This window comes from Mucilaginibacter pocheonensis (assembly GCF_031456535.1).
GTDB classification, from domain to species: domain Bacteria; phylum Bacteroidota; class Bacteroidia; order Sphingobacteriales; family Sphingobacteriaceae; genus Mucilaginibacter; species Mucilaginibacter pocheonensis.
Genome location: NZ_JAVDUU010000004.1, coordinates 705244 through 730138, shown reverse-complemented (window position 1 = coordinate 730138; position 24895 = coordinate 705244). Strand labels below are relative to the sequence as shown.

The following is a 24895-nucleotide window of genomic DNA, read 5'->3' as shown; positions in this document are numbered from 1 at the left end:
GTATTGGCTGTGCTCTTTGCCGGCATAAAAAAATAGCGATGTTTTTCATCGCTATTTTTTTATGCCTTTTTTTCAAAACCTTTTGTCTTTTCGTCATTCTTCTTTTATCCTTTATCTTTGAAAGCTACCACATGACCATAGAAGAAATATTAAAACGATACTGGAACCATGACAGCTTTCGGCCTATGCAAGCCGAGATCATCAAATCTGTTTTATTAGGTCATGATACTTTGGCCCTGTTGCCAACAGGTGGGGGTAAATCGGTTTGTTTTCAAGTGCCTGCTTTAGCCAAAGAGGGTATATGCATAGTGATATCGCCGCTAATTGCCCTGATGAAAGACCAGGTAGAGAATTTAAAGGCTAAAGGTATAAACGCGGTAGCTATTGTATCTGGCATGGGCAAGCGCGAAATTGATCTGGCGCTGGATAACTGCATTTACGGATCGGTCAAGTTTTTATACCTGTCACCCGAGCGGCTGCTGTCTGAGATAGTGCGTGAGCGCATCAAATACATGAAGCTGAATTTGATAGCTGTTGATGAAGCACACTGCATATCGCAATGGGGGTATGATTTCAGGCCGCCATACCTGCACATTGCTGATCTGCGCCAGCTACACCCCGAAGTACCTATATTGGCGCTTACCGCCACAGCTACATCAGAAGTTAAGGAAGATATTCAGCAGAAATTGCTGTTCAGGAATCCTGATATTTATCAGCAAAGTTTTGAACGCCGCAATATCAGTTACGTGGTTCAAAATGCTGAGAATAAGCTGCAAAAAATGCTTGATATTGCCCGAGGGGTTAAAGGCAGCGGCATTGTATATGTACGCAGCCGAAAAGATGCTGCTGAAATTGCCAGGTTTTATAGTGACAATAGTATCAGCGCCGATTATTACCATGCCGGGCTGTCAATAGATCAGCGGGCCGAGAGGCAGGAAAGCTGGAAAAATAACCGCACCCGTATCATTATAGCCACCAATGCCTTTGGTATGGGGATTGATAAACCAGATGTGCGTTTTGTAATACATAAAGAGATGCCCGAAAGCCTGGAAGCTTATTACCAGGAAGGCGGCCGCGCCGGGCGTGACGAACAAAAGGCTTTTGCCATTTTATTGTATACACATGCCGACAGGCTGAAACAAGAAAAGATGTTCCTGCTGAATTTTCCGTCGGTTGATGAAATAAAGCATGTTTACCATTGCCTGGCCAACTATTACCAACTTGCCTATGGAGCAGGCGAGGGGTTAAGCTTTGATCTTGATCTGGGCGACTTTTGCAGCCGCTTTAAGCTCGATGCCATCAAAACGCTTAACGCTTTAAAGTTTTTGGAAAAGGATGAATACCTGTCGTTTAACGAAAGTGTATTTTTGCCCTCACGATTCCGGTTCGAGGTGATAAACGAGGTATTGTATAACTTTCAGATCCAAAATGCTGGCTGGGATCCATTTATTAAAACGCTATTGCGCTCTTATGGCGGTTCATTTGAAAATTATGTACGCCTGAAAGAATATGACCTCGCAAAGCGCACCAATCTAAACGTTCAGCAAGTTATTGATGGCCTGGTACAGCTGCAACAGTACGGACTGATCAGCTATCTGCAGCAAACCGACAAGCCGCAGGTTACCTACCTTAAACCGCGGCAGCAAGCGGAACGCCTTTTTATTAATAAGCGTTATATTGAAGAGCGTAAGGAAATTTATCGCCAAAAAATGGAAGCGGTTTTTGCTTACGCTATTCATAAAAAATGCCGAAGTCAAATGCTGCTGGCTTATTTTGACGAACCGAACGCCCGTAAATGTGGTATCTGTGATGTTTGCCTGGAAGAGAAACGCCAAAAAAATGCAGATGAGATTTTTGATAACATAACGCATGAAATTGTGCAATTACTCAATATATCAACTCCTGATATTGGTACGCTGATAAACGCTATTGATATTGGTACCGAGAAAGAAAAAATGGAAACCGTACGCCTGTTGCTGGATGCAGGTAAAATAAAAACCGACGGCGAAAACTATTACCTGCCATAAGAGCCAAAACCATTAAGTTAAAAAAGGGGTAATATTGCAGGCTGAATTTCATATATCAGATACAGAAATTTTTACTTCAAGGTTCTACATTCAGCACTGGATGTCCAATATTTTAACCTCACAGAAGTTACTATCCGTTAAGGACATCTAAAAATAATTTACAAGCCCGCCCTTTGGCTTTCTTCACTCAATTTTTAACTCCATTTCTACCGGAATAAACCTGCTGTTTACCGACAAAAAGCCTGCGTACAACTATTACAGGCTATTTTGCTGTAACGCTTTTTAATTAGAGGCGTCATATCTGTGTATTTAAAATAACAACAAATAACAAACTGACAATCAAAATATTAATATCATGAAAACTTTAGCAACCGCCATTTTTACTGTAGTAGTTATAGTATTTGGAATAGGAAACAAAACACAAGCCGCAGTTAATAATAACAACAATGCAGGCATCGTATTAACAGACATCACCAGGATCAATAAAATTGAAGTTTATGGTAATGTTAAACTTTATGTATCAAACGGTCCTGCCGATCAGGTAAAGGTTTATAACCGTTATTATGCCGAAAGCGCTTTGGTTCAATCACAAAATGGGGTACTGCGTATATCATCATACAAAGCCGAAAAACTTGAAGTTTGGGTTACTGCAAAAGATTTGAACGCCATAACCGCTTATGATAATGCTGATATCAAATCATTCGGTAACCTTTCAGCAATTGAGCTTGATGTTAAATTATATAACAACGCTTCTGCAAGCCTAAACCTTGACGCTTACAGCGCACGTGTTACCATGAACGATAAAACCTGTGCTAACTTAAGCGGCACTGTAAACGAATACAGCGTAAAACGCAGCCAGGCATCAAGTGTAAACAGAACTTACCTTGTAACTGAACACTCAACCGAAGTATTAAATGGTGCAAAAGCAAAAGTTTCTGAATATGCAGTATTATAAAACAATGTCCACCGTCAATTATATATGTATTCCAAGCCGCCCTTAGCCAGGCGGCTTTTTTGTTGTATATCATACCAAAGCTTGAAGATTGCAGGTTTAATATTTAGATTTTCACCCCAGATTTCTGAATGACTTACAATTCAGCAGTCATCCATTTCTTTTTAAATTCAGAGGGATTCTCGCCTACAATTTTGTTGAACAGTTTATTAAAGTAACTCAGGCTTTCAAAGCCTACGGCATAGCAGGTTTCGGTAATGTTTTTATCCTGCATCAGCATGTTTTTGGCACGTTCAATACGGTATTGGTTTACAAATTCGGTAAAGGTCATATTGGTTTGCCGCTTAAAGTACCTGCAAAAAGCCGACATTGTTAAGTTAACTTTTCCGGCCACCACATTTACATCGGGCTTTTGCGCATAATTGGCATCAATATATTCGTAAATAGCACCCATCCTGATCTTATCTTTTAATATAAAATCCTTACTGCTTTCATCATTGTTCAGAACGGTATATTCATTTGAAGCAGCCAGCAGCTGAAAAATATTCATAAGCTCCAGTAACTGCTCAAACGAGTTAAGGCTATTTAGCCGTTTCAACCTTTCGGCAACCCTTGTTCTGGTTTCACCATAAAAAGCAACTCCGAAAGCGGCACTTTTAAATAACTTTTGAATAAGCGAAAGTTCGGGCGCATGGGCTATGGCTTCGCCCATAAAGTCGGTTCTTAATTGTACCACTATCTGGTGATAATCGCTACGCAAGCGGTAATCAAAATTTAAATGTGGCAGGTTGCTGCCTATAAATACAAGATCATGGTGAGTATAGCCCGAAATATGTGTGCCCACATGTCGTATACCTGCATCTGCCTCCACATAAACCAGTTCATATTCCGGATGATAATGCCAAAGGAAAGTGTTGCGCAAGCGTGGCGAAAACAATTTAAATGATTTGCCTGGCTCAAAGTCTATCCGTTCCAGTTGTATTTTATCCATCTTGTATTGTACTGATATTTGGTATAAATGTAACGTATAAGTCAATAGAGAGCAAATATTGGTCATTGTAAGGAATAAGATAGTTTTTAATACCCTGTAATTTTGAATTATAACCAATACAGATCATGCAAACAACTGAAACAATGGCCGGTATGGCCCAGACAATGAACCCCAATGATGCACATAAAGATATTCCGGGTAACCCGTCGGCTGCAAAGTCAAGCCAGGTAAAATTGAACGACCGCAGCAATGGTGAACCATTACGCGTATTAAGCGAAGATGACTGGACCTTTTGGATAACCAATGGCTATGTGGTTATTAAAAATGCCATACCAAAAGAAATGGCTGAAAAAACGGCTGACTACCTATGGAAATATGAAGACAAGGATCCCAACGATATAGAAAGCTGGTACAAAAAGCCCAATGCCCAAATGCAAATGAAGGAACTGAACAATACGGGCATGGTTGAAATTTACAACCATCAGTATCTGTGGGATAACCGGCAGTACCCTAAAGTGCACCAGGCTTTTGCTGACATTTGGGGAACAGAAAAATTATGGGCCAATATTGACCGTGCAAATCTTAATTTCCCGGTACGCCCCGGCTTTGACTATAAGGGTTTTATACATTGGGATTATGATCCTGAAACAAAACCACAAAATGTTCAGGGCGTACTTGCTCTGGCCGATCAGACGGATGAAAACATGGGTGGTTTTCAATGTATACCGGAGCTATACCGTACTTATGACACCTGGAAACTAACCCAGCCTGCCGATCGTGATCATTATAAGCCGGATACCACAGGATTTGAGATTGTTAAAGTTAAACTGGAAGCGGGCGATCTGCTGATATTTAATAGTTTACAGCCACATGGCATCAGGCCAAATACAAGTGGTAATAAAGTACGCATTGCACAATATGTAGCCATGATGCCTGCGCAGGAGGATAACGAAGCGCTCAGAACATGGCGTATTAACAGCTGGCAAAACAGGGAAGCCATGCAAGGATATGCCTTTCCCGGTGATCCATTGGAAAGAGAAAAGAAAAATCCGGTAGCTGTATTGTCTCCATTAGGCAGGAAGTTGCTGGGACTGGATAAGTGGTGACCTCATTTTGGCTAAATTTCCAATACGTCATTAATGTGGAGGTACTAAGCAATCTCTATACTATACAGCGCTCTTCTGCTTATCGGGATTGCTTCGTACCTTGCAATGAGGCGTTTTTTGTCACGTTCAACCTAACGCCTTCACCTTCTCCAAAACCATGTCCATTCGTTCCTCTACAGTGGTATCTCCTTTTATTTCCAAAACCGGGCAGCTTAATTTATTCAACCAGGTTTGGTGTGCCAGCAAGTTGCGGCCGTTGGTGCTGTTATCATCATAGCCTGATGCCCATTGTATAAAGGCCTGGTACTTGGCGGCCTGTTCAGGGTTGGTAAAAATGCCGTTGCCATAACGTTCTGCCTCCCGGTTTTTAAGGCGCTGCATCCTAACGTTATGCGGGATATATAAAAATACCACCAGGTTAAACATATCCAGCCACAAAGTTCCCCAATCAATCACCGAGCCGCTTAATATCCAATGCTGATGCGGGGCGACATCCTGGGCTATTAGGGCATTTCTTAATTCGGGCTCGCGGCGGATGGTAAACGGAGGGTTTGATGCTTCCCAAAAGTAATTGTCGCTATCAAATAACGGATACCGAAGCTGCCCGGCCAGGGCGTTGCCTAAAGTAGTTGAGCCTGCACAGGAGGCACCCATAATATGGATCTTCATGTAAATGGAGTGAATTGAAAACGGGGTAAAGTTATTGAAGAAAATTTATTCGATCCCTTCTAAAGCAAGTATATCTTCCTTAACGCAAAAATTTCCGACGCATTTCACCGATGCAAATACCCCGTTCGCCGACAAAATCCTGCTGTACATCTAATTTACCCAAAACAGCTGTAACGTTTTAAAAATGGGGGCGTCATATTGGTGTATATAAAAAATTAGGAAATACAATTAATTGACAATCAAAATATTAATATCATGAAAACTACATTATTTACCATCATCACTGCATTAGTTTTAGCAGGCGGAATAGCAGGCACAACTTATGCATCAACAAATAATAACAACAATGCTGCAACCGTTTTAACTGATGTAAGCAAAATAAATAAGATCGAGATCCGCGGTAATGTTGAACTGTATGTTACAGCCGGTAATGCCGACCAGGTTAAAGTTTACAACCGTTACTATGCCGAAAGTGCTTTGGTTCAAAGTCAAAATGGAGTATTACGCATCACATCATATAAAGCCGAAAAATTAGTGGTTTGGGTAACAGCCAATGACCTGCGTGCCATAAGCGCATTTGACAATGCCCAGGTTAAATCATTCGGTAAATTTTCTGCCATTGATCTGGAGGTTAACCTGCACAATAACGCAACCGCTCAATTAAATTTAGATACCTATTATGCAAATGTAAATGTGAGCGACCATGCCAAAATTGACCTGGCTGGTACTGCAAGCGTATACAATTTAAACCACACTGCTGCAACCAGTGTAAATAATAACAACTTTACCGCTGTTACTTATAACGATAATTTTATTAATGGCGCTGCCAAAGGGATGATCGTTAATGAATTAGCTGTTCTTTAATCCAACTTTTGCAAAAGTTCATCATATATTTCCAGAGAGCTATCGCGTATTGTGGTAGCTTTTTTTATTTTTGGTGTAACTTCAAATCTATAATCATCGTCACAAATAAAAATACCATGAAAAGAAATAATTTGGCCATTGCAGTGATCATTGCATGCGCATTACTCAGTATATTACCATCATGCAAATTTGCCTGTATGCATGGATCAGGGAAACCTGCTACAGAGCAACGTAAGGCAAAAGATTTTAAAAAGATAGAAATATCCGGCGCGTTTAAGATCCATTTAAAGCAGGATAGTTCATTGTCAATTGCTATAACAGGCGACGATAACCTGCTCAAATATATTTCTACATCTGTTGAAGGCGATAAACTGATCGTCAAAACAAGAAAAACGATGTGCTTTGATGATAGTTTGGTAGTAAACATCGGAATACACAATCTTGACGAAATTAAATCATCAGGAGCTGTTGACGTTTCATCAACTGGAAAAATAACAGTCGGCGACCTTGATATTCACTTGTCAGGAGCGTCAAAAGTTAACCTTGATGTAAATGCTGCTAACGTAAAAAGTGAGGGCAGTGGCGTAAGTGAGCTAAATTTAACCGGTCAGGCAACATCGCATAATGTTAAGTTTAGCGGCGTTGGCAAGCTCAATGCTTTTAATTTTGTCGTTAGCGAGTATAACATCAGTTCGTCAGGCGCCAGCCACTGCAAGATCAATGTTTTAAAAACGCTAAATGTGCACTCTACCGGTGCCTCAGATATTCAATATAAGGGCTCGCCTTCAACCGTGAATAATGACAAAACAGGAGCGTCGCATATAGAAAAGGTGGATTAATTAAATTTTGCCATGAAATACGAGCAGGGTATAATCCCTGCTTTTTTTTGCTCTTTACAGCCATTCTGGGAGCCGTCGCGAGAGAGCAAAGCAGCTTGTCTTTTAAACTGCATTGAAAACGGTTTGTGAAATACAAAATCAATGTAAACCTAAGCTTAAATTCAAAATAAATTCATACTTTTGCGCCTCGAAATTTGTATAGTCCGGATTGATTTTCAGGCTACGTTTCAAAGGATTAAATTAAATTACCCGGTAAAAAGATGAATATTACACAGGAAAAAGTAGACGCCCTGAATGCAGTTGTTAAAATCAACATAAACCCTGAAGATTACCAGCCACGTGTTGATAAAGCCATAAAAGAGAACGCAAAAAAAGCTAAACTGCCAGGCTTTCGTCCCGGAATGGTACCGGCATCACATATAAAAAAAATGTATGGTAAAAGTATTTTGGTTGATGAGATCAATAACTTGTTATCAGACAGTTTAAATAAATACATTGACGAGCAAAAACTGGAAGTATTGGGTCAGCCGCTGCCAAAGCTTGATGACGACAAGGAATACAACTGGGATTTTAACGATAATTTTGAGTTTAACTACGAACTTGGTCTGGCGCCGGAATTCAATATTGATTTTTCGTCGAAAGATAAAGTTACCCAATATGTGATTAAAGTTGATGACGAAACATTGGCTTCACGTATCAAAAACATTCGCCGTAGCTATGGCAAAATGACAAATCCTGACGTATCGGCAGATGATGACGTTCTTTATGCGGAATTAGTTCAGCTTTCGCCTGATGGTTCTGTTTTTGATGGTGGCATAAGCAATACAGCATCGGTTCGTTTAGACCAGATCAAGGATGAAAAGATAAAAAAATCGTTGATCGGCCTTAAAAAGGATGATGTAGTAACGTTTGATATTCAGAAAGCTTTTGATAACGATGCGCCGAAGGTTGCGGGTTTGTTAAAAATTGAAGAAGATGAGGCGGCTGAGTTAAAATCAAAGTTCCAGTTAACGGTTAAAAACGTTAACCGTTTGGAAGAAAGTGATTTGAACCAGGAGTTCTTTGACAAATTATTTGGTGAAGGTACAGTAACTACCGAAGCGGAATTTACAGCTAAAATTACCGAGGAAATTGAAACCATGATGGTTCAGGATTCGGAGCGTAAATTACAGGACGATATATACAAACTAAGTGTTGCCAAGGTTGATTTTAATTTGCCTGATGAGTTTTTGAAACGCTGGTTAAAAGCCACTAATGAAAAACTTACTGATGTGGAACTGGAAGGCGGTTACAACGATTTTGCTACAAACCTGAAATGGACTCTGATTGAGAACAGGATCATTAAGGACAACAAGATCGAAATTAAATACGAAGAGGTTTTTGAACTGGCTAAGGTGCGTTTGGATCAGCAATTCAGAATGTACAGCCCGCAGCCTATCCCTGAAGAGCAGTTAGGCCAGTACACTGTACAATACCTGCAAAACAAAGAGAATGCTAACAAAATATTTGAAGAAGTAAAAGCATTAAGGGTATTTGATTTTATTAAAGGCGTAATAACCATAGATAAAGAAGATATCCTGTTTACCGATTTCAATAAATTGGTTTCGGAAAAATAAGATACTTTTTAAACATATATTTTACCAAAAGCAACTCACAAGGTTGCTTTTGCTGTATAAACAGTACCCGTTTAAAAGAGAAGTCGTGCGGTATCCAGAGAGTTTACCTGCTGATGAGGTGCTGAAACAAGCCAGGCATGATATTTTAATTTTAGCTGAAGCACCTTCACCATCAAAATAATTTTTACTTTACACAAACTATCTTTTTAAAATTGTATTCAACTAAAAACTATATTTAACGCAAGTAATATCTTGCATCTAAAAAACAACATAACAAAAACCATGAGTAGTAACATCGATAAAAACGAATTCAGAAAATATGCTGTTAAGCACCATCGTATTAACAGTCTTTACGTAGATAAATTTATAGCCGGTGTTGAAAGAAACACTACCACTCCAAGCGGCATTTTTGCGCCAACCGGCATGACTCCCTATATCATTGAGGAACGCCAGTTAAACGTAGCCCAAATGGACGTGTTTTCGCGCCTGATGATGGACCGCATCATTTTCCTTGGCGATGCCATCTATGAAAATATTGCAAACATTATCCAGGCACAATTGCTGTTCCTGCAATCAGCGGATAGCAAACGCGACATCCAGATCTATATCAATTCACCGGGCGGATCTGTTTATGCAGGCTTAGGTATTTATGATACCATGCAATTTATATCAAATGATGTAGCTACTATTTGTACAGGTATGGCCGCTTCAATGGCCGCAGTATTATTATGCGCGGGTACCGAAGGTAAAAGGGCGGCATTACCTCATGCAAGGGTAATGATACACCAACCATCAGGCGGTGCGCAGGGCCAGCAATCGGATATTGAGATCACTTACCATGAGATCACTAAACTGAAAAAAGAATTATACCAGATCATTGCTGATCACAGCGGCGCGTCATTTGAAAAAGTTTGGGATGCATCAGACCGTGACCATTGGATGATAGCTGAAGAAGCTAAAGAATTTGGTATGGTTGACGAGATATTAAGAGGCAGTAAAGGTAAAAAATAAATTGCCGGCGATGGGGGACGGAGTGTTGGATTTTGAGTAGTAGTGATAGTGTAATGGCTGTTCGTTCCAACTCAAAACCCAATACTCAAAACTCATTACTTTTTTTTATCATACTAATTAGTTAATTTTGGGTTACAAACAAATCAGATGAATAAAAGCAGTAAGGAAATCAGGTGTTCATTTTGCGGTGCAGGTAAACAGGATTCCCTGATGTTAATTGCGGGTCTTGACGCGCACATTTGTGATAAATGCGTTAACCAGGCTAACGAAATATTGGCTGAGGAGTTAAAGGTGCGTAAAGTTAAAGCCTCGCCATCGGCACCGGCTTTACTTAAACCGGCTGAAATAAAAGGTCACCTTGATCAATATGTTATAGGTCAGGACGACGCTAAAAAAATTCTGTCGGTAGCGGTATATAACCACTATAAACGCTTAAACCAGCGTGTTGATAAGGACGAAGTAGAGATCGAAAAGTCAAATATCATCATGGTTGGCGAAACCGGTACCGGGAAAACCCTGCTTGCAAAAACCATGGCCAAAATACTAAATGTACCGTTTTGTATTTGTGATGCTACCGTATTGACCGAAGCCGGTTATGTAGGGGAGGATGTAGAAAGCATACTTACCCGTTTGTTGCAATCAGCAGATTATGATGTAACGCTTGCCGAAAAAGGTATTGTTTATATTGACGAGGTTGATAAAATAGCCCGTAAAAGCGATAATGCCTCTATTACACGGGATGTATCGGGCGAAGGGGTGCAACAGGCATTGCTAAAAATACTGGAGGGCACCATGGTGAATGTACCACCGCAAGGGGGCCGTAAGCATCCTGATCAAAAGATGATCACTGTAAATACCAGCAACATATTATTTATATGTGGTGGCGCTTTTGACGGTATTGACCGTAAAATAGCAAACCGCCTGCGCACGCAAACAGTTGGTTATAAACTTAAACGTGATGACGGAGAGGTCGACCTTAAAAACCTCTATAAATACATTACTCCGCAGGATCTGAAATCATTTGGACTGATACCTGAGTTGATAGGCCGTTTGCCCGTACTTACCTATTTAAATCCGCTTGACAGGGCTGCATTGCGTAATATTTTAACCGAACCAAAAAACTCCTTGTTAAAGCAGTATAAAAAGCTGTTTGAATATGAAGGCGTAAAGCTTGACTTTGATGACGAGGTGTTGGAGTTTATTGTTGATAAAGCAATGGAGTTTAAGCTTGGGGCGAGGGGGTTACGTTCCATATGCGAGGCTATAATGATTGATGCCATGTTTGAATTCCCATCTAAAAAGGATGTGAAGCGCTTGCAGGTAACTTTGGATTATGCCCACGAAAAATTTGAAAAATCGGATTTAAAAAAATTAAAAGTAGCTTAACAATTTGATATAGTTAAGTAATTATATTTATTAAAATAATACAGACCCTGGTGAAACGCCGGGGTTTGTTGTATAAACAGGTTTGCAGCAGGCCGTTTTGTAGTTTGCATCAATTACAAGGGTTTAAGGAGGCAATTGCCAACTCAATACGACCGCCCGCTGAAAATCACTAACTGAAAGAATATGAATGAAGAATTGAACATTAAAAAGGATCCTACCGCGGCCCCGGTAGTAAAAGAAGTGCATACCCCTATAAAATCTGGTCTTAAAACAAAAGAAGCCATCGTAGCCAACTGGTTACCACGATACACAGGCCGGCCATTGGAAGCTTTTGGTGAATACATTATACTCACTAACTTTTCAAAATATATACAGTTGTTTTCGCAATGGAACGGAGACGCCCCCATTATGGGTATAGATAAGCCAATGCAAAGTGTTACAGCAAACGGCATTACCATTATCAATTTTGGTATGGGAAGCTCGGTAGCGGCAACGGTAATGGATCTGCTTACCGCTATACACCCAAAAGCGGTTATATTTTTAGGTAAGTGCGGCGGTCTTAAAAAGAAGAATAACGTAGGCGATCTGATATTGCCAATAGCCGCAATACGCGGCGAAGGTACATCGAATGATTATCTGCCGCCCGAAGTACCGGCCCTGCCTTCATTTGCTTTACAAAAGGCCATATCAACTACTATACGTGATTATTCACGCGATTATTGGACAGGTACCTGCTACACCACAAACCGCAGGGTTTGGGAGCATGACAAAGCATTTAAGAAATACCTTAAAGATTTGCGGGCTATGGCTGTAGACATGGAAACCGCCACCATTTTTACAACTGGTTTCGCCAATAAAATACCTACAGGCGCTTTATTGCTGGTATCTGACCAACCCATGATCCCTGAAGGCGTAAAAACGGCCGAGAGCGATTCATCAGTAACTGAGCAGTTTGTAGAAACGCACCTGCATATAGGTATTGAATCATTAAAGCAGTTAATTAATAACGGGTTAACGGTTAAGCACCTTAAATTTTAAGGCTGCTCAATTGCCCAATCTAACTTAATTTAAAATATATCGCTTAAGAAAGTTAATTTTGAGGTATTGCCTGGCTATGTATATCAGGTTAGTAGATATTTAAATTATGTGGTATAACAATATATTGGAAACCATTGGTCATACACCCATGGTTAAATTAAACAAGGTTACCAAAGACATTCCCGCTACTGTTTTGGCTAAGATAGAGACTACTAATCCCGGAAACTCTATCAAGGACCGCATGGCCCTTAAAATGATAGAGGATGCCGAAAAAAATGGTAAGCTTAAACCAGGGGGTACTATAATTGAAGGTACATCGGGTAATACAGGCATGGGCCTGGCCATTGCAGCGGTTATTAAAGGTTATAAATGTATTTTTACCAGTACTGATAAACAGTCAAAGGAAAAATTTGATGCCCTGCGTGCTTTTGGTGCTGAAGTAATTGTGTGCCCTACCAATGTTGAGCCCGAAGACCCACGTTCATACTACTCTGTTTCCTCACGTTTAGAGGCCGAGGTGCCTAATTCATGGAAACCTAACCAGTACGATAACTTATCAAACTCGCAGGCACATTATGAACAAACCGGTCCCGAAATTTGGGAGCAAACCGAGGGTAAGATCACTCACCTGGTAGTGGGCGTAGGCACAGGAGGTACCATATCAGGTACAGCCCGCTATTTAAAAGAGAAAAATCCAGACATACAGGTATTGGGCATTGATACTTACGGTTCTGTATTTAAAAAATATAAGGAAACCGGTATTATGGATAAAAACGAGATCTATCCGTACATTACCGAAGGTATCGGCGAAGATTTTTTACCACAGAACGTTGACTTTAGCCTGATAGACCATTTTGAAAAGGTGACCGATAAGGATGCCGCACTCATGACCCGTGAAATAGCGCGCAAGGAAGGGATCTTTGCTGGTAACTCTACCGGCTCGGCAGTGGCAGGTACCTTGCAAATGAAAGACAGGTTTAAAGAGGGCGACGTAGTAGTGATCATTTTTCCGGATCACGGAACCCGTTACCTGGGCAAAATGTATAACGATGACTGGCTGCGCGACCGCGGGTTTTTAAAGGACGGCAAACTGACCGCTGCGGATATCATCGGCAAAAAAGATTATCAGGAGATCATAACTATCGACTGCGAAAAAAGCGTATTGGAAGCTATTAACACTATCAAATCGCTCAATATATCACAAATACCGGTTACGCAAAAGGGTATGGTAATAGGCAAGATCACGGAAAGTGATATTCTTGATTCACTGATCGAGAATCCATCTATCAAGTCGCAGCCTATCAAAAATATAACCACCGCGCCGTTTCCCTTTGTTGATTTAAACACTTCTATCGACAAGATTTCGGCCATGATCAATAAAGATAATATCGCTGTACTGGTTGAAGATCAGGGCAAAATCGAGATCATCACGCAATACGATATTATTAACGCCATATCAGCTTAATTATCTGCATTAGGGGCAAAGTAATAAGATTTAGGGAGGGACAATGAGTAACAGGAACTGGTTATTGCCATATTATCCCAATAGAAATTCACTTTAAGATACATTCGCAATAAGAGCTGTGTTGATTGGAGTTATAAGATTTTGGTAAGCGAAAAATCTTAACTTTTCGCTTTTTACCTCTTCTACTCTTGTCTTTTTTTAGCCAGTTCCTTCATATACCGTTGCTGTAAAGCCGGTTGGGGATCAGTAATAAAGTAAATGCCGGTACCTTTTTCCCGGGCAAGAGGGTATTCAATTTCGCCCAGTTTTTTGTAAGAGCCTATCATTTTACCGGCAACAAACTGCCTGATATTTTCGCCGCCATTGTCATCTATATAGATCATGTATTTACAATTAAGGCTATCTGGCGCCCAAAGCGTAAAACTGCTGTTGAGCGATACCACGTCGGGATAATTAAACTGTTTACGATAATGGTGTAAAGCGCCTGCCTCGCCGTAATTGTCGGCATAAATAAGGGTTTGTTTTTGCTGCTCAGGCGTTAAGCTATTGTAAGCTTCACCTACTTTTCTGGCCAGTTCATCCCAGCCAAGCATGTCGGCATAATCCTGCGTAGTGGGATGTTGTTTTTGATCCTCCCAGGTGGTCGCAAATTTTAATGCCGGAATGTTTTTATTAGCAAAACGGAAAAAAGCCAGCGTTTGATTAAGCGACAAGAGGGGCAATACCAGCGGAAATAAAAGGAGGTTAGGTAGCACAAATAGCAAAATAGCAGCTGTGCGCAGGGCATATCCCTTTGCTTTTAACAACCGTTCAAAGCCAAAACCACCCGCCGCAAACAGCATAGGGTAAGCGCCAAACAGGTAGTAATTTTTGCCGTCCATTTCCAGTAAAAAAATGAATATCAGCACATAAGCGATGGCCAGAAACTGAAAATTACGCAGCCTGAACGAAAATATCAGGAACAGGAACCCTGTAAACCATACAAATAAAGCCACGCCGTGCACCAGCAGTTGTTGTTTAATAAAATCCGACGGGGTAATATAATTCAGCTGCTCCTCGCGCAGAGCTTTCATATGGCTTATTAAAGGCCAGTGATGCAGTATTTGCCATATTAGGTTTGGTAAGCATATTAAAAAAGCAACTACAGCGGCGCCCAAAATATGCTTGTTAAACAGCAGCTTGCGTTGTTTGCTGATGAGTATGCCAATGATCATTGCAAACGTAAAAAATGCCATGGTATACTTAGTAAGCATTCCAAGACCAACCGCCAGTCCAAGCCAGTATAAATACTTAACATCAGTAGTGTTCAGGTATTTAATTAAAAGCCAAACGGTTAATACCCACCAAAACTGATCAAACACCACCGGCTGAAAAAGGTAACCGCTTGCTGCAAATGCCGGCGAAAATATCAGCGCCAGGCAAGTTAAGGTAATGGCAAATCTGCGCCCGCCAAATTCAACGGTAATGAGCCCGGTGAACCAGATAATGAGTCCGCTAAATATGGTTGGGAAAATACGTGCAGCAAATAACGAATTGCCAAAAAAAGTAATTGATAATTTGGCCATTAAGGCAATAAACGGAGGGACTTCTTTATACCCCCAGTCCAGGTGATCAGCCAGAACAAGATGCAGGAATTCATCCCGGTGAAAACCAAAATGACTTATAGCGAATAAATTAAGAACAACTTTTACAAATACAAAAATCAGTATGAAGTAAACATAGGTAGACCTTCGGTTTTTGTATGACATTCTTTAGAAATAGGTTTTTAATTAAGCAAAAAGCTAAATGCAGAAAGTCTAAAGCTATAAAAAAAAGCCGAAGGCAAAAAGCCAAAGCGAAAACCTTTCTGCTTTTTGCCTTCGGCTTTGGCTTATATTCTGGTAATATCGGCGCCCAGTGCCTTCAGCCGGTCGTCAATGTGCTGGTAGCCACGTTCAATTTGCTCAATATTATAAATGGTCGACTTGCCCTGTGCCGATAAAGCGGCTATCAGCAATGATACACCAGCGCGAATATCAGGTGATGTCATGGATATACCGCGCAGCTGAACTTGTTTATCCAGACCGATAACTGTAGCGCGATGAGGGTCGCAAAGGATGATCTGGGCACCCATATCAAGCAGTTTATCAACAAAGAATAAACGGCTTTCAAACATTTTTTGATGAATAAGCACCGATCCTTTTGCCTGTATAGCCACCACCAGCACAATACTCAGCAAATCAGGAGTAAAGCCCGGCCAGGGAGCATCAGCAATGGTCATGATTGACCCATCTATAAAGGTTTCTATTTCGTAATGCGCCTGGGCGGGGATATAAATATCATCGCCGCGAAGCTCCAACTTGATGCCGAGGCGTTTAAATACATCGGGTATCATACCCAGCTCAGCGTATTTTACATCCTTAATAGTAATCTCTGACCCGGTCATGGCTGCAAGACCAATAAACGAGCCTATCTCTATCATGTCGGGCAGTAAACGGTGTTCCGTGCCGCCAAGTGAGGTTACACCCTCAATAGTTAAAAGATTTGAGCCTATGCCGCTTATTTTAGCACCCATGCGGTTCAGCATTTTGCACAATTGCTGCAGGTAAGGTTCGCAGGCGGCATTATAAATGGTAGTAATGCCTTTGGCCAAAACAGCTGCCATTACAATATTGGCTGTACCGGTTACCGAGGCCTCATCAAGCAGGATGTAGGTGCCTTTAAGGTTTGAGGCATCAACATTAAAAAAGCCATCGGCGGGGTTGTAGTTAAATTGGGCGCCGAGTTTTTCAAACCCCAGAAAATGCGTATCCAGGCGCCTGCGGCCGATTTTGTCGCCGCCCGGTTTTGGTATAGATGCTTTGCCGAAACGTGCCAGCAGTGGCCCTACAATCATGATAGACCCGCGTAAGCCGCCACCTTTTGACTTAAAGGTTTCTGACTGAAAAAAGTCCTGATCAATATCTTTGGCTGTGAAGCTATAGGTATCGGCCGCGGTTTTTTCAACTATTACGCCCATATCGCCCAGGAGCTCTATCAGTTTATTTACATCTTTTATATCAGGTATATTGCTTATCGTAACTTGCTGATCAGTTAATAATACCGCTGATATTACCTGTAAAGCCTCATTTTTTGCTCCCTGCGGAGTAATCTCGCCCTTTAGCGGTTTCCCGCCGTTTATCACAAATGCGTTAGTCATAGGAGTTTATAATTGATGGATCATGATTCATTTTTGTGTTTGCTTAGCCTGCAAATGCTGATGCTAAGTACCGGCAAAGATTATAAAATAAATGGACATTCTTAAGCAGTTCAAAAGTTGGCCGGCGTATTAGCGCGGTGTTAAAAAAATCATTAGCGCGATGATAATTGAATAAACTTTTTAAACCCACCTTTATAACAGGATACAGTTGATTTTATGGTATAAAACATGTGTAAAACAATCAAAAAGTATTTAAAAAGATATGATTTAACAATTTTTTAAAAAAAATGGGTACCCTCAGAAAGTTTTTTGGGTTTCTTATCATAAAAAAGCCCGGCTATCTTAAAAAGATAACCGGGCTGTAATGATACTATTTTGTGCTGGCGGGTTATTAACCCCGCAGGTCAATATTTTTTGGCGCCGCCATTATTACGGTTGCGGTTTTGATTATTGCTACGCTGGTTGTTATTGGTACGGCCGCCACCACCGCCGCGGTTGTTTTGGTTATTGTTGTTACGCCCGCGGTTGTTATTGTTGTTTTGATTATTGTTTGGCCTGAACTCAACGCGGTTAAGGTTAACGTTTTCTTCCAGCTTCAGTGTTCCGCCTGATAGGGCAAACAGGTCGGCAAGTATGCTTTCGTCGGCAACCGAATCTTTGTTCCATTGTACATAAGCCATCTTCATAAAATTGGCTATGGCCTGTACCATGTGGCGTTTACGGTCGGGATCATCAATGCTTTTTGCTTTTTCTATCATCAGCTCAATGGTTTTTCCATAGTGCTTATATTTAATGCGCTGATGCGGGTATCTTAAAGGTTGCGGCTTAAGGTGTATAGCCTCTGATGACGGCTTGGGATAAGGCGAATCAACATCGATCTGAAAGTCGGATATGATGTGCAGGTGATCCCATAGTTTATGTTTAAAATCGGCAACATCGCGCAAATGAGGGTTTAAAAAACCCATCAGGTCAATTACTACTTGCGCGTAGCGGTTGCGTTCTTCTTTGGTGGGCAGCGCGACAATATATTTTACCATATTTTGTACGTTGCGGCCATATTCAGACAGGATAAGTTTATTCCTGGTTGAGTTATAATCAAAATGTGCAGGCGTGTTTTGCTGAGCCATGTTATTGTATTGTTGTTAAGAAAAGTTTTAAGTTAGCCTGGCAAATTCCCTGTGAAAATAGGGCAAAAGAGGCTAAAATTGAATTGTTACTGTATTGTAGTAACGCAAATATAATGTAATAGTATCAATGTGCAAATTATTGCCACAAAAAGTTACAATGCCTGTGCAGTTCGTTCTTAATTAAATAAAACAGCTGCAAAGGACCAGTTGAAACATTTGAAGTAATTTGGATGTTGGTTTGACATTGCCGCAAATTGTTAATAGGTTTATTTTTATAGGCAGTGATCAAATTAATTACTCAAAATACGTTTATACCCTTGTGAAAGACAAACTAACCATAACTCATATCGACCTGTACCGTTTCAGTATCCCTATGGAGCCGTTTACCATTGCTACCGGAACTATGGACCACGCCCAGAATGTTTTTATAAGGGTACATACCGATGCCGGGTTTTACGGCGTGGGGGAGTGTTCGGCCTTCCCGATGATCGTGGGCGAAACGCAGGATACCTGCCTGGTAATGGGCCGTGAATTTGCCAGACTATGGAAAGGGCAGGATGCCCTTGATATTCCTGCCCGGCTACAGCAGCTGCATGATTTTACCGCAGGCAATACCACTATAAAAAGCGCCTTTGATATCGCCCTGTTTGACATCGCGGCTAAAAATGCCGGTTTGCCGTTGTACCGGTTTTTGGGCGGTGAAAGGCGCGAGGTTGAGTCAGACATTACCATAGGCATTGCCGGCCCGGCTACAATGGCCTTAAAGGCGCTTGATTTTAAAGCCTCAGGCGCTACTATATTGAAAGTGAAACTGGGTAAAAATGCGGTGGAAGATGTTGACCGTATTAAACAGATCAGGGAAGCGATTGGCAGCGACATGAAGATCCGTATTGATGCCAACCAGGGCTGGAGCTTTGACGAAGCGGTTTTTGCCCTGCAGGAATTGGGGCAGTATGATATTGAGTTTTGCGAACAACCCATGCGCACCTGGTATGACGACCGCCTGCCGCAGTTGATGCAGCTATCGCCTGTAAAAATTATGGCCGATGAAAGTGTGTACAATCATCATGACGCGCGCAAGCAGATCAATAGTGCTTTGTGCCATTATATAAATATCAAAATGTCAAAATCGGGAGGCATATGGGAGGCTAAAATGATACATGACGAGGCGGCAGCAAAAGGTATAGCCTGTATGATGGGCGGGATGCTGGAAAGCCGGATTGGCCTGAGCGCGAAACTACATTTTGTATACGCATGCCCCAATATTAAATTTTATGATATGGATACTTGTATGCTGGGCCACCTGCAGGATCCATGCATTGGTGGGGTAACTTATGAAGGGTACAAGCTAAACATAGCCGATGAGCCCGGTATAGGCGCCGATGCCGACGAGGTGTTTTTAGCCCAATGCGAACAGTACCGGATATAAAAAAACAGGCCGGTACTTTACCAGCCCATAATCAAGCTCACTTATACTTATAGCAGGGGTTTTCTTCTGTGCCTGTCGGTAATTTTTGCGGTTGCTTTTTTTTCCTGTTTTGCTGATTTCTGGTCGCGGATCTCCTTGGTTTCTGCTTCCTTTGATTTTACTTTTGTTTCCATAAGGGCAAATTTTATATATTAATAATACTGTTGGTTTTGTTAATTTGTTTTAATCAGAATGTTAAAAGATGTCATATTAATATCAGGAACCTAATTTAGCCCCGAAGTTGTGCCATAAAATGTTGCCAAATATTAGTTTGATAATAAGCCTATTTATATTCGTTTAACTTATATGTGTTCGTAACCTTTATGCTTTTACCATTCCCATAAAGCGGTTTTAATTAACAATTTGCCTATGGAATTTTTATGAATCAGCTTAGTGTAAGTTTTACATTATTAATAATATTAAAAAGTAACTATCTTGTTTATAGGTAAATATAAAAAACGGATGTGATATTGTTATAAATTTATTCAAAAATATATATTATTTGTTTTAGCCATTGTTGATCAGATTTTGAGCCGGTGTTTTAAAACTATTTTACAAAAAAAAACGGCCCGCACAGGGGCCGTTTTTTTATTGATCAACTTAAGCTGGTCCGGGATTTAAGCCGTTCCGGTTGATGGCGTAGCAGTCTTTATCCTTAGCTTAGTTCGGCAAAATATTTATGGAACAAAGGGATGGTTTCAATGCCTTTATAGTAGTTAAATATATCGTACTTTTCATTTGGCGAATGCAGCGCATCGCTGTCTAATCCAAAACCCATTAATACCGTTTTAAGGCCAAGTTCGGCTTCAAAAAGCGCTACAATAGGTATGCTGCCGCCGCCGCGGGTAGGTATGGGCTCTTTGCCAAATGATTCGGTAATGGCTTTTTGCGCCGCGCGGTAAGCTACACTGTCGGTTGGTGTTACGGCAGGTTCGCCACCATGGTGCGGGGTTACCTTAACTTTAACCGAGGCTGGTGCTATGCTTAAAAAGTGGTTGGTAAAAAGTTCGGTAATTTTATCAGAAGTTTGGTTGGGTACCAGGCGCATGGATATTTTGGCATGTGCTTTTGATGGCAGTACCGTTTTGGCGCCTTCGCCGGTGTATCCACCCCAAATGCCATTTACCTCAAGGGTAGGGCGGGTGCCTGTACGTTCAAATGTGGTATAGCCTTTTTCGCCCCATAGTTCATCAACTTCAAGGTCCTTTTTATACTCATCCTCATTATAAGGTGCATTATTAAGGGCGGTGCGCTCTGCGGGGGTAAGGTCTGTAACATCATCATAAAAGCCGGGGATGGCAATATGGTTGTTTTCGTCATGCAGGGAGGCTATCATTTTGGCCAGTATGGTGGCCGGGTTGGCTACGGCGCCGCCGTATACGCCCGAGTGCAAATCGCGGTTGGGGCCGGTTACCTCCACTTCAAGGTATGACAATCCGCGCAGGCCGGTCTCTAACGATGGGTGTTCCATGCTGATCATGGAGGTGTCTGATATCAGCACCACATCGGCCTTTAGCCTGGTTTTGTTCTCTTTTACAAAAATTGCCAGGTTTGATGATCCCACCTCTTCCTCGCCCTCAATCATAAATTTGATGTTGCAGGGCAGGGTGTTGGTTTGCACCATTAGTTCAAATGCTTTTACGTGCATGTAAAACTGTCCTTTGTCATCACAGGCGCCGCGGGCATAAATTTTGCCATCACGCACAGTTGGCTCAAAAGGAGGCGTTTTCCATAACTCCAGCGGATCTGGGGGCTGCACATCATAATGCCCATATACCAGTACCGTTGGTTTTGACGCGTCGATTATTTTTTCGCCGTATACTATAGGATATCCGGCGGTTGCACAAACCTCAACATTGTCGGCGCCGGCATCGCGCAGTTTCTGCGCTACATAGTCGGCTGTTTTTAAAACATCCGTTTTGTATTTAGGGTCGGCACTAACCGACGGGAAACGCAAAAGCTCAAATAACTCGTCGAGTAAACGTTGTTTGTTATCGTTTACATACTGTTTTATATGCTGCATATTTATCAATTTGCAGCAAATATATTGATGTTTATTGATTTTAGACAGCAAAGGCGATCATGCCGCTAAAGCACGAACCACGTAACTGTAAACTTATATGCTATATCAGGTATCAGTATCTTGTTACTTTCTCAGGTATCGGTATCTTGTTATTTACACACAGGGTTATCAAATTAAAGTGCTGTTATACCTTATATATATAACATCAAATGATCAACCCGTTAATGATCTTACTTTTTTATAACAAACCGTTAATTAATCGGCCGAACCCAGATCTGATTTTGGCATATCATGCATGGGTTTAGATGAAAAATTAGCGCTTTCTGTTTTCAGTTGAGTATCAACTTTATTTTCTTTTTTGCTCAGTGAAAAGGCGGTGATGCCTGAAGTTAATACAAGAGCAACTGCAATGATCAACTTTTTCATGATGTTGTTATTTAAATTTTTTTTTTCTGTAACTATCAATTATGCGGCAAAGTCAGCAGAACCTAAATCTCTTTTTGGACCAGATACAGCATCAGCAGAACCCAAGTCTCTTTTTGGACCAGACACGGCAGCAAAGTCGGCAGAACCTAAATCTCTTTTTGGACCAGATACGGCAGCAAAGTCAGCAGAACCTAAATCTCTTTTTGGACCAGACACGGCATCAGCAGAACCCAAGTCTCTTTTTGGACCAGACACGGCAGCAAAGTCAGCAGAACCTAAGTCTCTTTTTGGACCAGATACAGCGGCGAAATCAGCAGAACCTAAGTCTCTTTTAGGACCAGATACAGCAGCAAAGTCAGCAGAACCTAAATCTCTTTTTGGACCAGACACGGCATCAGCAGAACCTAAGTCTCTTTTAGGACCAGATACGGCAGCAAAGTCAGCAGAACCTAAATCTCTTTTTGGACCAGATACGGCAGCGAAATCAGCAGAACCTAAATCTCTTTTTGGACCAGATACAGCAGCAAAGTCAGCAGAACCTAAGTCTCTTTTAGGACCAGATACGGCAGCAAAGTCAGCAGAACCTAAATCTCTTTTTGGACCAGATACGGCAGCGAAATCAGCAGAACCTAAATCTCTTTTTGGACCAGATACAGCAGCAAAGTCAGCAGAACCTAAGTCTCTTTTTGGACCAGATACAGCAGCGAAATCAGCAGAACCTAAGTCTCTTTTAGGACCAGATACGGCAGCAAAGTCAGCAGAACCTAAATCTCTTTTTGGACCAGATACAGCGGCGAAATCAGCAGAACCTAAATCTCTTTTTGGACCAGATACAGCAGCAAAGTCAGCAGAACCTAAGTCTCTTTTTGGACCAGATACAGCGGCGAAATCAGCAGAACCTAAGTCTCTTTTAGGACCAGATACGGCAGCAAAGTCAGCAGAACCTAAATCTCTTTTTGGACCAGATACAGCAGCGAAATCAGCAGAACCTAAATCTCTTTTTGGACCAGATACAGCGGCAAAGTCAGCAGAGCCTAAATCTCTTTTTGGACCAGATACGGCAGCAAAGTCAGCAGAACCTAAGTCTCTTTTAGGACCAGATACGGCAGCAAAGTCGGCAGAACCTAAATCTCTTTTTGGACCAGATACAGCGGCGAAATCAGCAGAACCTAAATCTCTTTTTGGACCAGATACAGCAGCGAAATCAGCAGAACCTAAATCTCTTTTTGGACCAGATACAGCAGCGAAATCAGCAGAACCTAAATCTCTTTTTGGACCAGATACAGCAGCAAAGTCAGCAGAACCTAAGTCTCTTTTAGGACCAGACACGGCAGCAAAGTCAGCAGAACCTAAGTCTCTTTTAGGACCAGATACAGCAGCGAAATCAGCAGAACCTAAGTCTCTTTTAGGACCAGACACGGCATCAGCAGAACCCAAATCTCTTTTTGGACCAGACTTAACAGTTGTTTTGCCACCATCTGGAGTTGTTGCGGTTGAAATGTTAGCTACTGAAGTTAAGAAAGTGCTTAATGCTAAAGCTGCTATGATTGTTGATTTTTTCATGATGTTATAAATAAATTTTGTAGGGATAAATATTTTGTTGTTTATGAATGTTTCTAATTGGTTGCGGGTTTAGTCGGCACTGCCTAAATCTCTTTTCGGGCCATAGGTTTCAAAACTTATGGTAGCCACTTCTGGCTTTACATTTTCTTTTTTGCAGGCTACTATACCTGTACCTAAAGCAATAATTGTTAATGCGATAAATTTTTTCATGTTCCCTTTTGATTTAAGCGTTTTGTTAATCATGTTTTATAAGATCAGTCTGCACTGCCCAGATCTCTTTTAAATCCGTTGATGAATGAATGCACATCGGCAAGGTCATTATGTACGTTTGCTTTTTTGCAAGATGAAACTGTGCCGGTGAAAAGGACAGCTAATGCGATGATGATCAATTTTTTCATGATGTTATTTTTTATGCCTGTTAAGATTTTTGAGAGATCAGTCGGCGCTGCCTAAGTCTCTTTTAAACGCTGATGCTATTTTGTTAAAACTTACCTGCTGTAATTCTGCAGTATTCTTTTTTGAAGAAGATGATGACGATGATGAAAGTACTCCTGTGCTTACTACAAGTAATACCAATAAAATGCTTCTTTTCATGATGGTTAATATTTGCGTTATTATTTTACTCGGTTAACTATTATTTAATAATATTGTAATTTATATTCAATAGGAAATTATTCAGTTTTCCTGCTTTTGCTTTTTATGGCTTCTAATTGCAATTTTTACACTTTTTTGTATAAAAAGCGGACAATTGGTATGAAAAGTGTATACTAAATTGTTCGTTTTATTAATAACATTATCAGTGGATATTCTGTACTTTTAGACCCAATATTTGTGTTCGTTAAACAAAAAATCACTTAAATTTTCAATTATCTGACAGTATCATAGTTCACACATAGCTTATTTAATATTTTATACTGCGTTATTTGTAGTATAAAGGGCTATTTCTATGTCTTATAAGTATTATTCATAAAAAATAATACTTAATAAACCATTGTATATCAATCAATTAATTATACAAATATAAGTATTTATTTTATTTTATTAACAAAAAAAATAAAATAATTTTCAACAACCTTTTTGTTCGTATTATTAGCTATATTTCAGCAGAATTCATAACTTTCACGCTAATTGATCGTAAAAGTGCTC

Annotated in this window: 23 protein-coding genes; 11 read left to right on the top strand and 12 right to left on the bottom strand. The window is 40.8% G+C overall.

Translation table 11 applies throughout. The features are described 5' to 3' along the window. The first annotated feature begins 131 nt into the window (after positions 1-131). Positions 132-2027: a RecQ family ATP-dependent DNA helicase gene (locus tag J2W55_RS21270; protein WP_310100657.1), complete on the top strand. Its 1896-nt coding sequence runs from the start codon at positions 132-134 to the stop codon at positions 2025-2027. A gap of 355 nt (positions 2028-2382) precedes the next feature. Further along, positions 2383-2982 carry a GIN domain-containing protein gene (locus J2W55_RS21265; protein WP_310100655.1) on the top strand — a complete coding sequence of 200 codons (600 nt, stop codon included), beginning with the start codon at positions 2383-2385 and terminating at the stop codon, positions 2980-2982. A gap of 133 nt (positions 2983-3115) precedes the next feature. Here J2W55_RS21265 and J2W55_RS21260 read toward each other — a convergent pair whose 3' ends face one another. Then, positions 3116-3970, bottom strand: coding sequence for a helix-turn-helix domain-containing protein (locus J2W55_RS21260; protein WP_310100652.1), 855 nt, complete (start codon positions 3968-3970; stop codon positions 3116-3118). Positions 3971-4095: 125 nt separating this feature from the next. Between J2W55_RS21260 and J2W55_RS21255 the strand changes: the two genes are divergently transcribed. Beyond that, a complete protein-coding gene (locus J2W55_RS21255; RefSeq protein ID WP_310100649.1) occupies positions 4096-5076 on the top strand; it encodes a phytanoyl-CoA dioxygenase family protein in 981 nt (326 codons plus the stop codon). 126 nt (positions 5077-5202) lie between these two features. Here J2W55_RS21255 and J2W55_RS21250 read toward each other — a convergent pair whose 3' ends face one another. Further along, positions 5203-5745, bottom strand: coding sequence for a P-loop NTPase family protein (locus J2W55_RS21250; protein WP_310100646.1), 543 nt, complete (start codon positions 5743-5745; stop codon positions 5203-5205). Between the two features lie 255 nt (positions 5746-6000). Between J2W55_RS21250 and J2W55_RS21245 the strand changes: the two genes are divergently transcribed. The 7 genes from J2W55_RS21245 (at position 6001) to J2W55_RS21215 (ending at position 13964) form a co-directional block, all read left to right on the top strand. Continuing rightward, on the top strand, positions 6001-6609 hold the full coding sequence (locus tag J2W55_RS21245) for a GIN domain-containing protein (protein ID WP_310100644.1): 609 nt from the start codon (positions 6001-6003) through the stop codon (positions 6607-6609). Positions 6610-6725: 116 nt separating this feature from the next. Continuing rightward, positions 6726-7448, top strand: coding sequence for a head GIN domain-containing protein (locus tag J2W55_RS21240; protein ID WP_310100641.1), 723 nt, complete (start codon positions 6726-6728; stop codon positions 7446-7448). A gap of 260 nt (positions 7449-7708) precedes the next feature. Beyond that, positions 7709-9064: a trigger factor gene (tig, locus tag J2W55_RS21235; RefSeq protein WP_310100638.1), complete on the top strand. Its 1356-nt coding sequence runs from the start codon at positions 7709-7711 to the stop codon at positions 9062-9064. Between the two features lie 282 nt (positions 9065-9346). Then, positions 9347-10075: an ATP-dependent Clp protease proteolytic subunit gene (locus J2W55_RS21230; RefSeq protein ID WP_310100636.1), complete on the top strand. Its 729-nt coding sequence runs from the start codon at positions 9347-9349 to the stop codon at positions 10073-10075. 147 nt (positions 10076-10222) lie between these two features. Continuing rightward, positions 10223-11461, top strand: coding sequence for an ATP-dependent Clp protease ATP-binding subunit ClpX (clpX, locus tag J2W55_RS21225; RefSeq protein ID WP_310100633.1), 1239 nt, complete (start codon positions 10223-10225; stop codon positions 11459-11461). A 183-nt stretch (positions 11462-11644) separates the two neighbouring features. Then, positions 11645-12499: an AMP nucleosidase gene (locus tag J2W55_RS21220; RefSeq protein WP_310100630.1), complete on the top strand. Its 855-nt coding sequence runs from the start codon at positions 11645-11647 to the stop codon at positions 12497-12499. A gap of 106 nt (positions 12500-12605) precedes the next feature. Continuing rightward, entirely contained in the window at positions 12606-13964 is a 1359-nt protein-coding gene (locus J2W55_RS21215; RefSeq protein WP_310100626.1) for a pyridoxal-phosphate dependent enzyme, read from the top strand. Positions 13965-14146: 182 nt separating this feature from the next. Here the strand turns inward: J2W55_RS21215 and J2W55_RS21210 are convergent, their stop codons facing one another. From J2W55_RS21210 to J2W55_RS21200, 3 genes are all read right to left on the bottom strand, one after another. Then, entirely contained in the window at positions 14147-15712 is a 1566-nt protein-coding gene (locus tag J2W55_RS21210) for an ArnT family glycosyltransferase (RefSeq protein WP_310100623.1), read from the bottom strand. A gap of 122 nt (positions 15713-15834) precedes the next feature. Beyond that, on the bottom strand, positions 15835-17142 hold the full coding sequence (gene murA, locus J2W55_RS21205; protein WP_310100620.1) for a UDP-N-acetylglucosamine 1-carboxyvinyltransferase: 1308 nt from the start codon (positions 17140-17142) through the stop codon (positions 15835-15837). A gap of 404 nt (positions 17143-17546) precedes the next feature. Further along, entirely contained in the window at positions 17547-18269 is a 723-nt protein-coding gene (locus J2W55_RS21200; protein WP_310100617.1) for a DUF4290 domain-containing protein, read from the bottom strand. A 373-nt stretch (positions 18270-18642) separates the two neighbouring features. Here J2W55_RS21200 and J2W55_RS21195 point away from each other — a divergent pair, with 373 nt between their 5' ends. Beyond that, the gene (locus J2W55_RS21195) at positions 18643-19698 is read left to right on the top strand and encodes a mandelate racemase/muconate lactonizing enzyme family protein (RefSeq protein WP_310101839.1); all 1056 of its coding nucleotides are present in this window, start codon (positions 18643-18645) and stop codon (positions 19696-19698) included. Positions 19699-19745: 47 nt separating this feature from the next. Here the strand turns inward: J2W55_RS21195 and J2W55_RS21190 are convergent, their stop codons facing one another. From J2W55_RS21190 to J2W55_RS21160, 7 genes are all read right to left on the bottom strand, one after another. Next, complete coding sequence (locus J2W55_RS21190) at positions 19746-19871, bottom strand: hypothetical protein (protein ID WP_310100613.1); 126 nt, start codon at positions 19869-19871, stop codon at positions 19746-19748. Positions 19872-20392: 521 nt separating this feature from the next. Further along, positions 20393-21760: a dipeptidase gene (locus J2W55_RS21185; RefSeq protein WP_310100610.1), complete on the bottom strand. Its 1368-nt coding sequence runs from the start codon at positions 21758-21760 to the stop codon at positions 20393-20395. Between the two features lie 255 nt (positions 21761-22015). Continuing rightward, positions 22016-22186, bottom strand: coding sequence for a hypothetical protein (locus J2W55_RS21180; RefSeq protein WP_310100606.1), 171 nt, complete (start codon positions 22184-22186; stop codon positions 22016-22018). A 39-nt stretch (positions 22187-22225) separates the two neighbouring features. Beyond that, entirely contained in the window at positions 22226-23749 is a 1524-nt protein-coding gene (locus J2W55_RS21175) for a hypothetical protein (protein ID WP_310100603.1), read from the bottom strand. Positions 23750-23818: 69 nt separating this feature from the next. After that, positions 23819-23959, bottom strand: coding sequence for a hypothetical protein (locus tag J2W55_RS21170; RefSeq protein WP_310100600.1), 141 nt, complete (start codon positions 23957-23959; stop codon positions 23819-23821). 44 nt (positions 23960-24003) lie between these two features. Next, on the bottom strand, positions 24004-24147 hold the full coding sequence (locus J2W55_RS21165) for a hypothetical protein (RefSeq protein ID WP_310100597.1): 144 nt from the start codon (positions 24145-24147) through the stop codon (positions 24004-24006). 37 nt (positions 24148-24184) lie between these two features. Next, positions 24185-24343, bottom strand: coding sequence for a hypothetical protein (locus J2W55_RS21160; RefSeq protein WP_310100594.1), 159 nt, complete (start codon positions 24341-24343; stop codon positions 24185-24187). Between the last annotated feature and the right edge of the window lie 552 nt (positions 24344-24895).

Excerpts from the sequence above, each read along its gene's own strand:
- J2W55_RS21270 (WP_310100657.1), top strand. The coding sequence starts at position 132 with ATGACCATAGAAGAAATATTAAAACGATACTGGAACCATGACAGCTTT.
- J2W55_RS21265 (WP_310100655.1), top strand. The coding sequence starts at position 2,383 with ATGAAAACTTTAGCAACCGCCATTTTTACTGTAGTAGTTATAGTATTT.
- J2W55_RS21260 (WP_310100652.1), bottom strand. The coding sequence starts at position 3,970 with ATGGATAAAATACAACTGGAACGGATAGACTTTGAGCCAGGCAAATCA.
- J2W55_RS21255 (WP_310100649.1), top strand. The coding sequence starts at position 4,096 with ATGCAAACAACTGAAACAATGGCCGGTATGGCCCAGACAATGAACCCC.
- J2W55_RS21250 (WP_310100646.1), bottom strand. The coding sequence starts at position 5,745 with ATGAAGATCCATATTATGGGTGCCTCCTGTGCAGGCTCAACTACTTTA.
- J2W55_RS21245 (WP_310100644.1), top strand. The coding sequence starts at position 6,001 with ATGAAAACTACATTATTTACCATCATCACTGCATTAGTTTTAGCAGGC.
- J2W55_RS21240 (WP_310100641.1), top strand. The coding sequence starts at position 6,726 with ATGAAAAGAAATAATTTGGCCATTGCAGTGATCATTGCATGCGCATTA.
- tig (WP_310100638.1), top strand. The coding sequence starts at position 7,709 with ATGAATATTACACAGGAAAAAGTAGACGCCCTGAATGCAGTTGTTAAA.
- J2W55_RS21230 (WP_310100636.1), top strand. The coding sequence starts at position 9,347 with ATGAGTAGTAACATCGATAAAAACGAATTCAGAAAATATGCTGTTAAG.
- clpX (WP_310100633.1), top strand. The coding sequence starts at position 10,223 with ATGAATAAAAGCAGTAAGGAAATCAGGTGTTCATTTTGCGGTGCAGGT.
- J2W55_RS21220 (WP_310100630.1), top strand. The coding sequence starts at position 11,645 with ATGAATGAAGAATTGAACATTAAAAAGGATCCTACCGCGGCCCCGGTA.
- J2W55_RS21215 (WP_310100626.1), top strand. The coding sequence starts at position 12,606 with ATGTGGTATAACAATATATTGGAAACCATTGGTCATACACCCATGGTT.
- J2W55_RS21210 (WP_310100623.1), bottom strand. The coding sequence starts at position 15,712 with ATGTCATACAAAAACCGAAGGTCTACCTATGTTTACTTCATACTGATT.
- murA (WP_310100620.1), bottom strand. The coding sequence starts at position 17,142 with ATGACTAACGCATTTGTGATAAACGGCGGGAAACCGCTAAAGGGCGAG.
- J2W55_RS21200 (WP_310100617.1), bottom strand. The coding sequence starts at position 18,269 with ATGGCTCAGCAAAACACGCCTGCACATTTTGATTATAACTCAACCAGG.
- J2W55_RS21195 (WP_310101839.1), top strand. The coding sequence starts at position 18,643 with ATGGAGCCGTTTACCATTGCTACCGGAACTATGGACCACGCCCAGAAT.
- J2W55_RS21190 (WP_310100613.1), bottom strand. The coding sequence starts at position 19,871 with ATGGAAACAAAAGTAAAATCAAAGGAAGCAGAAACCAAGGAGATCCGC.
- J2W55_RS21185 (WP_310100610.1), bottom strand. The coding sequence starts at position 21,760 with ATGCAGCATATAAAACAGTATGTAAACGATAACAAACAACGTTTACTC.
- J2W55_RS21180 (WP_310100606.1), bottom strand. The coding sequence starts at position 22,186 with ATGAAAAAGTTGATCATTGCAGTTGCTCTTGTATTAACTTCAGGCATC.
- J2W55_RS21175 (WP_310100603.1), bottom strand. The coding sequence starts at position 23,749 with ATGAAAAAATCAACAATCATAGCAGCTTTAGCATTAAGCACTTTCTTA.
- J2W55_RS21170 (WP_310100600.1), bottom strand. The coding sequence starts at position 23,959 with ATGAAAAAATTTATCGCATTAACAATTATTGCTTTAGGTACAGGTATA.
- J2W55_RS21165 (WP_310100597.1), bottom strand. The coding sequence starts at position 24,147 with ATGAAAAAATTGATCATCATCGCATTAGCTGTCCTTTTCACCGGCACA.
- J2W55_RS21160 (WP_310100594.1), bottom strand. The coding sequence starts at position 24,343 with ATGAAAAGAAGCATTTTATTGGTATTACTTGTAGTAAGCACAGGAGTA.